Origin of the sequence: Allochromatium warmingii, assembly GCF_900107145.1 — a bacterium.
Taxonomy (GTDB): domain Bacteria; phylum Pseudomonadota; class Gammaproteobacteria; order Chromatiales; family Chromatiaceae; genus Thermochromatium; species Thermochromatium warmingii.
This window is the reverse complement of the sequence record NZ_FNOW01000038.1, coordinates 16901-29038: the sequence shown is the minus strand read 5'-3', so window position 1 is coordinate 29038 and position 12138 is coordinate 16901. Positions and strand designations below refer to the sequence as shown.

Here is a 12138-nt window from a genome sequence, read left to right as displayed (position 1 = left end):
TTTTTTCTGAAGTCATATTCACGATATGAGTGGGGTTAATTAACTCGCAAAATTTGCCATATTCTCGAAAAAATCTACTTCAAAATCAATAGTTTAGTTTTTAGACAGTCTCTAAGAAAGAACGATTGCTGAATCTCCTTACGTGATTTATACGACACACGGCTGATTTGCGAAGTCTTTTTGTACTTCGCAATCGCCTTCTTTACATTGTCACATGCTTCTGCAACGGCTCCGTCGCGAATTGCTCTTGGGCAGTCCAATGTCCAAGCGTATTCCTCAACTAGATATGGAATCAGATATTTCTTGATTTCCATGAAATTCGGATTGACTATTCTCAGGTTCAACAGCCACACTGTCTCGTTGTAAATGAACCTGTAAATCCCCAACCAACTGTTTAACAGTTTTTGCTGTTCTTTCGTCGGCCAAAATTTTATCTTTTTTGCTCTTGTAATCTCTGAGTCCGTAGAGTCTGCAAGAGAACACATGAATGATTGTGAGTAAATCCTCTGTGAGTTCTTGTTCTGGTTCTTTAAGAGTGTCGTTGAGAACCACGAGTTCACTACCGAGTTCGTTGACAATCCATTCAATGAGTTCAAATCCGAAACGGGCAAGTCTGTCTCTGTGGGCAACCACAATTTTGAGCTTCTCTCCACGCAAGATTCGTCCCAATATGGACTTAAGCCCTTTGCGCTTATAGTTGAGAGCGGAGCCAACGTCTTTGATAACTTCGGCTTCAGGATACCTTTCTGACAAGTAGCTAATTTGTCGTTGCAAGTCGTCTCGTTGACTTGGAGAGGAGACGCGACAGTAGCACACGATGCGACGCTCCACGCTTCCCTCAATGAAAGCAGTAACATCGTATCGGCGTTGTCCTGACGGAGTACGAATTGCGGTGATTTTTCCACTGTCAGCGTAAGTTCTGAGCGTGCTTTGGCAGACGCCAAGCAATTTTGCAGCTTGGCGTCCTGGGAGATAGTTTGGCATGGCTTGTAGAGTTTGGTAAGTTCCATGTGCAAACTATCGCAGATCATGGACTATCGCGCAGCTCCCGCAGGCATCACCTCAACATCGACTGAGATTCAGGACAATTATGACCGACACTTATCCCAAACACGGACGTGCTGTACCCAGCTCGCGTCTTAACCGTCTCTGGCATCTGGGTCGCGCCACAACCGATCTGGCAACCGGCATCGGCATGCGCGGACTGCTTGATCTGGCGCGGCGCGGCGATGCGACCGGCGAGCCATTGCAGATCAGCCCTGAAGCTTTTCAGCGTTTCACCAATCGGCTGGCGCGGATGCGGGGTGCCGTGATGAAGGTCGGGCAGTTGCTGTCGATGGATGGCTCAGATGTGTTGACGCCCGAAGCTGCCGCCATTCTCGGCACGCTCTGCAATCGCGCCGAGCCAATGCCACTGAGCCAACTCGCCGCAGTGCTTGAAACTGAATATGGCGCGAACTGGAAGCAACGGTTTAAGCGTTTTCACTTCACGCCGGTGGCGGCAGCGTCAATCGGTCAGGTGCATCGCGCCGAAACAGCAGATGGTCGCCAGTTGGCGTTAAAAATCCAGTTTCCGGGAGTGCGCGAGAGCATTGATAGCGATATGGACAATCTCGGTGCACTCGGTCGGGCGCTTGGCTGGCTGCCGCGTGGCGTCGATCTCAAACCGATGATCGCTGAGGCGCGTCGTCAACTGCATCAGGAAGCCGATTACACGCATGAGGCGCAGGCGCTGGCGACGTATCGCCGTTTGATCGGCGACGGCGCTGATTGCATCGTCCCCGAAGTGCATCACGATTTCAGCACCGGACGCATTCTGGCGATGGATTTTCTCGACGGGGTGGCCATCGATCAGCTTGCCGCGCCGTCATTCAAACGGCAGGAACGGGATCGGGCGGCGAATCTGGTCATGGAACTGGTGTTGCGTGAGTTATTCGCGTTCGGTCTAGTGCAAACCGATCCGAATTTTGGCAATTTTCTCTATCAACCCGATAGCGGTCGCGTGGTGCTGCTGGATTTCGGAGCCACGCATCCAGTGCCGCCGGCCATCGTCGCTGGTTATCGTGATTTGATCCGCGCTGCGATGGCTGAAGATCGCCACGCCATGCACCGCAGCGCCATTGCGCTGGGCTTTGCCCGCGAAGATGCGCCTGCGATTCAGGTCGAGGCGATGCTCGATCTGATGGGATTATCGAGCGAAATGATGCGCCATCAGGGGCCGTATGATTTCGGTGTTTCCGATTTGTTCAAACGCCTCTATGAGCGCGGTCGGCAGCTTTACAACGATGGCGCTTTTAGTCAGCTCCCCGATCCGTCGAGCGTCTTTCTCTATCGCAAGATTCTGGGTGCGTTCATGCTCTGTCGTCGGCTGCGGGCGCGGGTCGATCTGCCGCATCTGCTTGCGCCCTATTTGTAGCAGTAATCGGGTAATCGGCGTCGGTTGGGTCACTCATTCCAGCAACCCAACCGATAATCCGCTTACCACGGATAGGCATACACCCCGGCATACATAAAGTAATGCCGCAATAAATAACCGCCCGCGAGCACCAGCACGGCGGCGGTTAGAATTGGCACCCGACTCGCCCAACCGCGCATCACGCCCTTGAGTTCGAGCAGAAATGGCACGATCAGACCGAAGCCAATAAAGCCAATCAGCCAACCGTAATCATTCCACAGTAATTCCATCGACCGCACGCCGGATTCTGAGCCGTTTTTCAGGTATTGATAAAGCGAGAATAGAATCACCAGCTCGGCGGCAATCAATACTAAGTCGATGCGCTCATACAGCACCCGCACATGCTCATCAGCTTGATCATGCAGGATCGTATACATCAGCACCAGCAAAAACGCCATCGCCGTTGAAAATGCCGAAACGGTAAATAGCAGCGGCACCGCCGGATTATGCCAGAGCGCCACCGCCGGAAAGGATTGCAGCAGCAGTCCAGTATACACGGCCACACCGACCCCATTAATCACCGCCAACCAACCAACGCTACGATGAAAGCGTTGCACCAGCGTAGCGGTACCAATTACAAATGGTTTGTCGATTAATTCGCGAATGCCCGGCACCTGGCGCGGAAATTCCGTTTCGCGCACATAGGGCAGCGCATAGAGCACGCCCCAAATCATCATCCAGATAATAAATTGCGTGCCCCACGCAATCCACGCGCTCGATTGATTAAAGAGCGCCAGTGGATTCAGAATTGTCAGCACGGCTGTTTTATCGAGCAAATGCCCAAATAACATCAGCGAACCCAGTGCCAGCAGAATGACGCCCGCGCCCGCGCCCCAGATCACCAAAGCACGATTCGGCTTGAGATACATATCGGTCAAAAAGGTCACCGCCAGCGTCGCCGCGCCCAGACCGCCGAAATAGAGATAGATCGCAAGCCACCACGTCCACATCTCTTGGGTTGCATAGGTCATGTTGACATCCATCGTTCAGCCCCTCCAGCGGATATCGTCGATGTAATAAACATTGGGCCGCGTGCCGATATGCGGCATCAGCGCCCGCGCTGCGCCACTGGCGACCATCTGCGCGACCGGATCATTGGGGTCATCAAGATCGCCAAACATGCGCGATGAGCCGACGCAGGTCTCGACGCAGGCCGGTTTACGCCCCTGTTCGACGAGATGATCGCAGAATGAACACTTGTCCATGCTCGGACTGGTGCGCCGATAATCGGAACCGTAAAACTCGCGTCCAGTGCGCATATCACGCCGCGTGACGGGAATCCGCGCATGATAGGGGCAAGCCATTGCGCACGCACCGCAGCCCATACATAAATCCTGATCGACAAATACGATCCCGTTGGCTTTCTTTTGGGTTGCACCGGTCGGACACACTGTCATGCACGGTGGATTATCACAGTGATTACATAGTCGCGGAAAAAAGCGCCGCTGCACATCTGAGCCGACGCCGATTTCTTTATCATGCACATAGGTGCGCCATTTATTTTTATCCCAGACCGGCGTCTGATTTTCCATTGCGCAGGCAGCCATGCAGGCATTACAGCCAACGCAAGTATTTAGGTCGATGACCATTGCATAGTGAGTCATAACAACACCTCCTCATTCAGGCCCGATTAACGCGCACGGTAAATTCCTGCGAGCGAAAACCCGCAACCACCGGCTCGACCTGATAGGGAATTAACTTGCTGGTCGCGGTACCGTCGCCATGCGTGCGTGACAGTGCGGGATTTTCAACACCGAATGCGCTGTAAACAAAGATCACATCGGGATGAATCAGTCGCGTGACATAAGCCTGACCGCTGGTTTGCTGACCAGATTGGGTATTCGTTAATTGGATCGGATCGCCCATTGCAATCCCCAGCCGCTCGGCGCGTTCTGGATGAATCCACACGCCTTTATAAACAGCACTCTTAAAATCATTGATCGCCGAGAGCACCGGATTATTGCTATTGGTCGAAGCGTGCGAAACCGTTGGCGCTTTGCCATAGGTGAAATAAAATTCATCTTTCGCTAACGGTGCCGCAATTTCACGCGGTGAACCAGAGCGCAATTGAATTGGCACATCAGCGGCCAGCACATTGAAATTCGCTGCGGTATGACCGCCATCGCGTAATTGACGCATCAAACTGGAGAAAAACTCCACCCGTCCGCTTTCAGTCGGCACCGGCATGCGCCAGGGCATCGCGTGTTCTGCGAGAATTTGCTCGCGGTCGAGTTCGTGATAAACGCCTTTAGCACGCAATACGCGGTCGATTTGATCCGGCGTCACCCCAAGTCGTTCAGCAGCTTGATTAAATGCAACCTCACGACAAGCGAGTTGATAAGCACCTTTTTTCAAAGTCTGGCGATTGCGTTCAAGCGCGACTTTAATCGGCGCAGCTTTTAAGCCGGTGAGCTTTTCAACCCACTCATGGAAGGTGTCAGTATTGCCCGAGATAATTTCGGTCATCTTGAGCAAAATATCGGCGGTTTCTTCGGTGTCATACAGCGGTGGAATCGCTGCATAGCGGGTGGTTAATGCCAGATCGTGATTGACGCCATTGCCATATAGCGTCGGCTCATCGCGCTCTAAATAGGTAGTATTGGGCAGAATAACATCGGCATAGGGCGCGGTATCAGACGGCAGCACGTCGATCATTACGACTAAGGCGACGTTCTCATGGCTGAGAGTTTCTTTCCAGCGCGAATCAGGATAATAATGCCGCACTGGATTCGAGGCATTGATTAAAAATGCTCGGGTTAAATACGGCTCGTCATTGAATTTAACCCGCCCTTCAACCGATTCGCGCAATCCCGATTCAGTCATCACCGGCAGCGCGACATTAAAATGTCCAGCGGCTTTTTCTTGCGCATTCCACGCCCACGTCCAACCGGGTTTACCGTGAGAAAAATTCTCACCTTTTGAAAGCGCCCCAATCACCATCTTGGCAAACGCCATCCCCGCAAGCGTGGCCAGTGGCGATCCCATCTCATAGCCGTGTTCCATCGCTTCATACATGTGCGCAGCTTTGTGATGGACTTCAGCCGAATTCATCCAGCCGCCAACGCGGTCGAGTCCGCCAGTGAGCGCCTGAATCATCGCCTGAACACGCCGAGTCATCATAATATTGCCGTAGCGTGCGCCATGCCAGCCCGGATCAATAATCGCCGGACGGGTGGTGCCGAATTCATGGGCGATGCGTTCAATAATCTCGGCATCGATGCCAGTAATATCTGCCGCCCATTTCGCTGTATACGTTGCGAGTTCTTGAAGCTGCGCTTCAAATACTGTCATGACCGCCTGTCCATCGAGGCTGTAATCTTTCGGCGTTTTCAGCGCCGGCGTAAAAGCGTTACCCTCAATATCAACGGTATTGTCATGGGTAAAGGCCGCAAGCGTGCGCGTCGCATCACTACCCTCAACCCGCACACGAGGGCGTCCCTGCTCATCGGTTAGCAAGCGCAATTCGCCATCTGATTCACGATAAGCTAAAAACGGCATGTTAGTGTGTTTGCGCAAGAAGCTGGCGTCATACAGCCCTTCTTCCATCAAAATGCGCATCATCGCCAATAAAAATGGCAAATCAGTACCGGGGCGAATTTGAATCCATTCATCAGCTTTAGCCGCTGTTTCGGAGCGGCGCGGATCAAGCGCGACAATTTTCGCGCCTTTTTTGCGTCCCTGCGCAAAACGCACCATGCGGCAGGTTGAAACCGCGCCGATGGAGGCATTATTGCCCATAAATAGGATGTATTTGGCATGATCAAAATCCGGCAACATTTCATCGTGAATATTGAAATTGCCAGTGACTAAATCCGTGCCTAAATGCCCAGTTGTGACGCAATGCTGCATAGGCGAGGCGACGATATTCGGCACTTCATTCGCCATTGCAAAGGGCACCGCCCAACTCATATAAAATACGCAGGAAGTCCAGCCGCCGACCATCGTCCATTCCCAGGGCTGAATCGCAGCGGCTTGGTTTTTTTCGGCGATATAAGCGTAGGCTTCTTCCCAGCTTGCGGCACGGAAGGCGTATTCACCGCGTTTAGAACCCTTGACACGAATCAGCGGCGTTTTGAGGCGGTCGGTGTCATAGGTTTGGCGCAATCCGGCCTGACCGCGTGCGCAGATTTTGCCGCGATTGAGGGTCGAATTGGGGTTGCCGTCGAGCTTAACGACGCGCTTTTCGCCGTTGCGGGTGCGCGTGGTCACGCGCAGATTACACACCGACGAGCAGAAATTGCAGATGCTGTACGAGACCTCTTCGAGCGTCTCGTCTTTAGCGGCGGCGGTCTTAATGAGTTGGGTCGCGGGCGATAATAAAGTCAGCCCAGCCGCGCCATAGCCGCTGGTTTTGAGAAAGGCACGGCGAGAGAGGCGTGGAATGCTCCAAGCCATGAGGATGTCCTCCGAGGTGGTCGATACGATCCCGGATCTTGGCCACGGGATTTGCGTTTTCTAGCGTGTCCTGCTGTCGGCAAGCGTGGGCCGACCACTAACCTTACGGCAAGCGCCGGTGTGGGGTCTATCGTAAGATTTCGATTGGTTGACGTGGGTCAAGTGGGGGGAGCGGCGCAGCGACCGCTGGGACAAGACAGACTGAATCGCGCCGTATCATTAGTGGGCGCGATTCGTTTAATGGATTAGATTAGCGGATGGGAGTTGACAATCGATTCGGCGTTAATTGACAGCGCCCGGTGCGCACCGCCTGTTCAAGCGTCGCCCAAGTATAACTTTGCGCGGCGGCGACCGCTTCAATCAACGGTAATTCATACGCCAGCCATGCCGCAATCGCACTCGCTAATGTACAGCCGGAGCCGTGATAGTCACCGGGCAAGCGCGGCCAATCCCATGCCTCGCGCTCGCCCTGTGCGCCGAACAGCCGATTAGTAACCGCTGCCGTCGCATCATGGGTGCCGGTAATCAATACCCAGGGCGCACCCGCTGCCAGCAGTCGTTCGGCGCAATCTTCTGCTGCCTGTGCGCCGGTCAGCGCCCGCGCTTCGGGCAGATTCGGCGTGACCAGCGTGCAGCGTGGCAATAATCGCTCACATATTGCCGCCCGCAACGCCGCATCTGCGACCGCCTGACCCGCGCCCGTCGCCAACACCGTATCCAGCACCACCGGCACGCCCGCTAACGCATCCGCGTCAAGCACCTGCGCCAGCGTGTGCGCACTCTCCGCGCTGCCGATCAACCCAATTTTGACCGCTTGCGGCTGACTGTCACGCAACAAACAACGACAGTGCGCCGCGATCTGCGCCGGTGGTTGCGGATGCAGATGTACCAATCCACAGGTATTTTGCTCGGTCAGTGCGGTAATCACCGTCAGCGGAAATGCGCCCGCTGCCTGCACCGCCTCTGCATCGGCGAGAATTCCCGCACCGCCGCTCGGATCGTGTCCACCGAAACAGAGCACCAGCGGTCGATCTGATGATTTCTCTGTCATGCTCATCAGTTATTTAGTCGTGCTTATTTTTATTACGCGCCGCAACCGAAAACCCCGCCGCCCGCATAAATTCTTCCTGTAAATCGCTCCACAGCTCAACATTTTTCTGTGTCAAGCGGGTCATTGTCTCAAAGGGATGATCGCTAAGTGCTTTAGTCATTTCCTGCTGCTGTTTTGCAAACAGATCAAGCGACGATTCTAAATAGCGGGCAAAGGTGCCCTGAAGTGTGCCGCCGTAAAAGCGAATAATCTGTGCCAGCATATTGGCGCTAAATAAGGGTGCGCCGCCGCTTTCTTCTTCCAACATAATTTGTAGCAGAATCGTGCGGGTAATATCGCCATCATTGGCGCTGTCGAGAACGCGAAATGGCTGGCCGCTCATCACCAGATCGCGTACATCAGCGAGGGTGATATAGCGACTGACTTCGGTGTCATAGAGGCGGCGGTTGGGGTATTTCTTGATAATGCGCTCGCTGTTCATAAACACCTGAAGTAATTGAGCTTTTTTAGAACCGCAAAGACGCAAAGAACATTAAGATTAAATTATAATATAAATTATTAAAATTAAATTATTCTTTGCGTGCTTTGCGCCTGTGCGGTTTAACTATTAAACGAACGCTTACAGCCGTTCAACAGCTAGTGCGACACCCTGACCGCCGCCAATGCACAGCGTCGCTAAACCTTTTTTGGCATCGCGCTTCTGCATTTCATAGAGCAGCGTGACAAGCACCCGCGCACCAGAGGCACCAATTGGATGACCAATCGCAATGGCGCCGCCATTGACATTGACTTTAGATAAATCCCAGCCCATCTCTTGATTAACCGACATCGCTTGCGCGGCAAAGGCTTCGTTGGCTTCGATTAAATCTAGATCGGCGGGCGTCCAACCGGCTTTTTCTAAACATTTGGTCGAAGCTGGAATTGGCCCGGTGCCCATGATGGCCGGATCAACACCGGCGCTGGCAAAGGCGACTAAACGCGCCATCGGCTTTAAACCTAATTCCCGCGCTTTCGATTCTTTCATGACGATGACCATTGCTGCACCGTCATTGATGCCGGACGCATTGCCCGCCGTGACGCTGCCGTCTTTAGCAAAGGCCGGACGCAATTTGGCTAAACTATCAGCGGTGGTGCCAGGGCGCGGAAATTCGTCGGTATCAAAGATTTTTGGATCGCCTTTACGTTGCGGAATGGCAATCGGGATGATTTCATCTTGAAACCGTCCGGCATTTTGTGCAGCTTCGGTTTTTTGTTGCGAGGCAGCAGCAAAGGCATCTTGTTGCTCGCGGCTAAAACCATATTGTTGGGCAATATTTTCTGCTGTGGTGCCCATGTGATAATTATTGAAAGCATCCCACAGCCCATCAACAATCATGGTGTCTTTCATTGACCAATCGCCCATGCGCTGACCATCGCGTGAACGCGGCAGAACATGTGACGATTGGCTCATGCTTTCCTGACCGCCCGCAATCACGATGTCAGCATCGCCGCAGGCAACCGCCTGCATCGCTAAATGCACCGCTTTTAGGCCACTGCCGCAGACTTTATTGATGGTCATAGCCGGCACCGAATGTGGCAGACCGGCGTGCAGCGTGGTCTGACGCGCTGGGTTTTGACCAACGCCAGCGGTGAGCACCTGGCCGAGAATCACCTCGTCGATCTGCTCGGGCGCAAGTCCAGTACGCGCCAGCAGCCCTTTGAGCACGGCGGTGCCGATTTCGGTCGCTGACAGTGCTGCCAGACTGCCGCTGAAGGTGCCAATAGCGCTGCGACCGGCGTCAACGATGACGATGTTCTCGCTCATGATGGGAATGTCCTCTGAATTCTGGTGTTGGAAGGCAACGAGCGCCCCGACTTTACGGAGACGCGACAGGCGGATTCTACGGGTTTTTGTTGCAGCGCACAAATTCGCGTGCTACCGTTCAGCGCATATCACCCGCCACGAGGAGGGCATCCTATGTCCAACACTCCGTTTTTCAACGACAACTGGCTTGAATTGCAACGTCAATATTGGGATACCTGGACTGACATGAGCCGCAAGGCGATGGGTCTGGATAGCGCCGCCAGTGCGCCGACTCAGCCCTGGGAAGCGGCTATCGACCAATGGTGGAAGGCCGTTTCTCCGGCGACGCCCGATCTGTCGCGCACCTTTATGGATAAGCTGCTCGAACAGGGCAAAAACGTTTTTCGGCTCGCCGATACCTTCGCCCAACGCGATGACAGCGCCCCGGTGACCAACGGGTTTGAACTGTGGACGCAGGCGCTCGAAACCATGCAGCAGCGGTTTAGCGGCTCGCTCGATGACAACAGCACCACCATGCAGCGCCTGATGTCATTCTGGGAACTGCCGCTCGATAATTGGCAGCGCATGATGTCCTCGATGTCGCCGCTACCAGGTGATGCGCTGCGCAATATGCCGCATGCACCGTTTAAAGATAGTCTGGATCGTGCCCTCTCAGCGCCGGGTCTGGGCTATACCCGCGAAGAACAAACGCAGTATCAGGAATTACTGCGCAGTGCGATGAATTATCAAACTGCGCTCCAAGAATATACCCAATTTTATAGCACCCTCGGCACCAAATCCGTCGAGCGCATGGGATCGTATATTCAGAACGTGATTGACAGCGGCAAGACCATTGATTCCGCCCGCGCTCTCTATGACAATTGGGTCACTTGTTGTGAAGGCGTCTATGCTGAAGAAGTCGCCACGCCCGAATATGCGCAGATTCATGGTCGTTTAATTAACGCGCAGATGGCGCTCAAAAAGCGGCTGTCTATTCTGGTTGATGAAAATCTCGGCGCATTGAATATGCCGACGCGGAGCGAAGTGCGCACGCTGCAAGATCGTCTGCAAGAAACCCGCCGTGACAATAAAGCCCTGCGTCAGAGCCTGAATAGCCTAGAACGGCGAGTGGCCGCGCTCGCTGGTGAAGAGCCAACCCGCACGCCGCCGACGGCGCTCCGCACCACGACTCCGGTCAAAGCGCCAGCGCGTCGCCGCACCACCAAGCCTGACGCCTGAGCACGGCGCATCCTGACGAATACTGCGAGGACACACGTTCATGTTTCCGATTGATATCCGCCCCGATAAACTGGCGCAGGAAATGTTCGACTACAGCCGCAAGCTGGGTCAGGGCATGGAAAATTTGCTCAATGCCGAGGCCATTGATACCGGCGTCAGTCCCAAGCAAGCCGTTTATAGCGAAGATAAATTAACCCTGTATCGCTATGACACGCCAGATGGAATTGAACCGCAGCCGGTGCCGCTGTTAATTGTCTATGCGCTGGTCAATCGGCCCTATATGACCGATATTCAGGAAGACCGCTCAACAATTAAAGGTCTGTTGGCGACTGGTCAAGATGTTTATCTGATTGATTGGGGCTATCCCGATCAAGCCGACCGCGCCATTACGCTTGATGATTATATCAACGGTTATATCGACCGCTGTGTCGATCATCTCTGCGAAGCGCATGGCGTCGATCAGGTAAATTTGCTCGGCATTTGTCAGGGCGGTGCCTTTAGTTTGATGTATACGGCGCTGCATCCCGAAAAAGTGCGCAATCTGGTGACAATGGTCACGCCGGTTGATTTCCAGACGCCCGGTAATTTGCTGTCAGCTTGGGTGCAGAATGTCGATATTGATCTTGCCGTCGATACGATGGGCAATATCCCCGGTGAATTGTTGAATTGGACATTTCTCTCACTCAAGCCATTTAGCTTGACTGGCCAGAAATATATCAACATGGTGGATTTGCTTGACGATCCCGATAAAGTCAAGAATTTCTTACGCATGGAAAAGTGGATTTTTGACAGCCCCGATCAGGCTGGCGAAACCTTCCGCCAATTCATCAAAGATTTTTATCAGCGCAATGGCTTTATCAATGGCGGTGTGGTGCTGGGTGAGCGTGAGGTGAATCTAAAAGATGTCACCTGTCCGGTGCTGAATATTTTTGCGCTGCAAGATCATTTAGTGCCGCCGGATGCGTCAAAGGCACTTAAGGGTTTAACCAGCAGCACGGATTACACTGAGCTGGCATTTCCGGGTGGGCATATCGGTATTTATGTCAGCGGCAAGGCGCAGAAAGAAGTCACGCCGGCTATTGGTAAATGGCTGAATGAGCGGTAGGAAGTAAGCTTTTGGCTTTTAGCTTCCAGCTATTCGCGGCCAGTTCATTGTGTTGAGCTGGCCGTTTTTTTATGTGCGGAATGCGTGAATCATGAACTGATTTGCGCAAA

10 protein-coding genes and 1 pseudogene are annotated in these 12138 nt (G+C 53.4%); 3 read left to right on the top strand and 8 right to left on the bottom strand.

Going from position 1 to position 12138, the window contains the following annotated elements; all coding sequences use genetic code 11:
• Window positions 1-74: 74 nt before the first annotated feature.
• Both BLW10_RS14550 and BLW10_RS10850 read right to left on the bottom strand, forming a co-directional pair.
• Window positions 75-485, bottom strand: coding sequence for a helix-turn-helix domain-containing protein (locus BLW10_RS14550; protein WP_425425905.1), 411 nt, complete (start codon window positions 483-485; stop codon window positions 75-77).
• Window positions 454-984 (bottom strand): annotated as a pseudogene (locus BLW10_RS10850) (IS607 family transposase); the annotation flags it as partial. The pseudogene BLW10_RS10850 and the gene BLW10_RS14550, both read right to left, overlap by 32 nt.
• Before the next feature lie 106 nt (window positions 985-1090).
• Here BLW10_RS10850 and BLW10_RS10845 point away from each other — a divergent pair.
• On the top strand, window positions 1091-2416 hold the full coding sequence (locus BLW10_RS10845) for an ABC1 kinase family protein (RefSeq protein WP_091334642.1): 1326 nt from the start codon (window positions 1091-1093) through the stop codon (window positions 2414-2416).
• Window positions 2417-2478: 62 nt separating this feature from the next.
• On the opposite strand, the gene nrfD is transcribed toward BLW10_RS10845, so the two are convergent.
• From nrfD to BLW10_RS10815, 6 genes are all read right to left on the bottom strand, one after another.
• Entirely contained in the window at window positions 2479-3438 is a 960-nt protein-coding gene (nrfD, locus tag BLW10_RS10840) for an NrfD/PsrC family molybdoenzyme membrane anchor subunit (RefSeq protein WP_091334641.1), read from the bottom strand.
• A gap of 3 nt (window positions 3439-3441) precedes the next feature.
• Window positions 3442-4059 (bottom strand): 4Fe-4S dicluster domain-containing protein, encoded by a 618-nt coding sequence (locus BLW10_RS10835; protein WP_091334639.1) that lies wholly within the window; start codon window positions 4057-4059, stop codon window positions 3442-3444.
• A gap of 16 nt (window positions 4060-4075) precedes the next feature.
• Window positions 4076-6850: a molybdopterin-dependent oxidoreductase gene (locus BLW10_RS10830; protein WP_091334638.1), complete on the bottom strand. Its 2775-nt coding sequence runs from the start codon at window positions 6848-6850 to the stop codon at window positions 4076-4078.
• A gap of 250 nt (window positions 6851-7100) precedes the next feature.
• Window positions 7101-7901: a bifunctional hydroxymethylpyrimidine kinase/phosphomethylpyrimidine kinase gene (gene thiD, locus BLW10_RS10825; protein WP_091334636.1), complete on the bottom strand. Its 801-nt coding sequence runs from the start codon at window positions 7899-7901 to the stop codon at window positions 7101-7103.
• Between the two features lie 13 nt (window positions 7902-7914).
• Entirely contained in the window at window positions 7915-8382 is a 468-nt protein-coding gene (gene phaR, locus BLW10_RS10820; RefSeq protein WP_091334635.1) for a polyhydroxyalkanoate synthesis repressor PhaR, read from the bottom strand.
• Window positions 8383-8520: 138 nt separating this feature from the next.
• Entirely contained in the window at window positions 8521-9705 is a 1185-nt protein-coding gene (locus BLW10_RS10815; RefSeq protein WP_091334633.1) for an acetyl-CoA C-acetyltransferase, read from the bottom strand.
• Between the two features lie 153 nt (window positions 9706-9858).
• Here BLW10_RS10815 and phaE point away from each other — a divergent pair, with 153 nt between their 5' ends.
• Complete coding sequence (gene phaE / locus BLW10_RS10810; RefSeq protein ID WP_091334632.1) at window positions 9859-10923, top strand: class III poly(R)-hydroxyalkanoic acid synthase subunit PhaE; 1065 nt, start codon at window positions 9859-9861, stop codon at window positions 10921-10923.
• 40 nt (window positions 10924-10963) lie between these two features.
• Complete coding sequence (locus BLW10_RS10805; protein WP_091334631.1) at window positions 10964-12028, top strand: class III poly(R)-hydroxyalkanoic acid synthase subunit PhaC; 1065 nt, start codon at window positions 10964-10966, stop codon at window positions 12026-12028.
• Window positions 12029-12138 lie beyond the last annotated feature (110 nt).

What these genes read in the sequence shown, in the direction of transcription:
- BLW10_RS14550 (WP_425425905.1), bottom strand. Translation starts at nt 485, where the DNA reads ATGTGTTCTCTTGCAGACTCTACGGACTCAGAGATTACAAGAGCAAAA.
- BLW10_RS10845 (WP_091334642.1), top strand. Translation starts at nt 1,091, where the DNA reads ATGACCGACACTTATCCCAAACACGGACGTGCTGTACCCAGCTCGCGT.
- nrfD (WP_091334641.1), bottom strand. Translation starts at nt 3,438, where the DNA reads ATGGATGTCAACATGACCTATGCAACCCAAGAGATGTGGACGTGGTGG.
- BLW10_RS10835 (WP_091334639.1), bottom strand. Translation starts at nt 4,059, where the DNA reads ATGACTCACTATGCAATGGTCATCGACCTAAATACTTGCGTTGGCTGT.
- BLW10_RS10830 (WP_091334638.1), bottom strand. Translation starts at nt 6,850, where the DNA reads ATGGCTTGGAGCATTCCACGCCTCTCTCGCCGTGCCTTTCTCAAAACC.
- thiD (WP_091334636.1), bottom strand. Translation starts at nt 7,901, where the DNA reads ATGACAGAGAAATCATCAGATCGACCGCTGGTGCTCTGTTTCGGTGGA.
- phaR (WP_091334635.1), bottom strand. Translation starts at nt 8,382, where the DNA reads ATGAACAGCGAGCGCATTATCAAGAAATACCCCAACCGCCGCCTCTAT.
- BLW10_RS10815 (WP_091334633.1), bottom strand. Translation starts at nt 9,705, where the DNA reads ATGAGCGAGAACATCGTCATCGTTGACGCCGGTCGCAGCGCTATTGGC.
- phaE (WP_091334632.1), top strand. Translation starts at nt 9,859, where the DNA reads ATGTCCAACACTCCGTTTTTCAACGACAACTGGCTTGAATTGCAACGT.
- BLW10_RS10805 (WP_091334631.1), top strand. Translation starts at nt 10,964, where the DNA reads ATGTTTCCGATTGATATCCGCCCCGATAAACTGGCGCAGGAAATGTTC.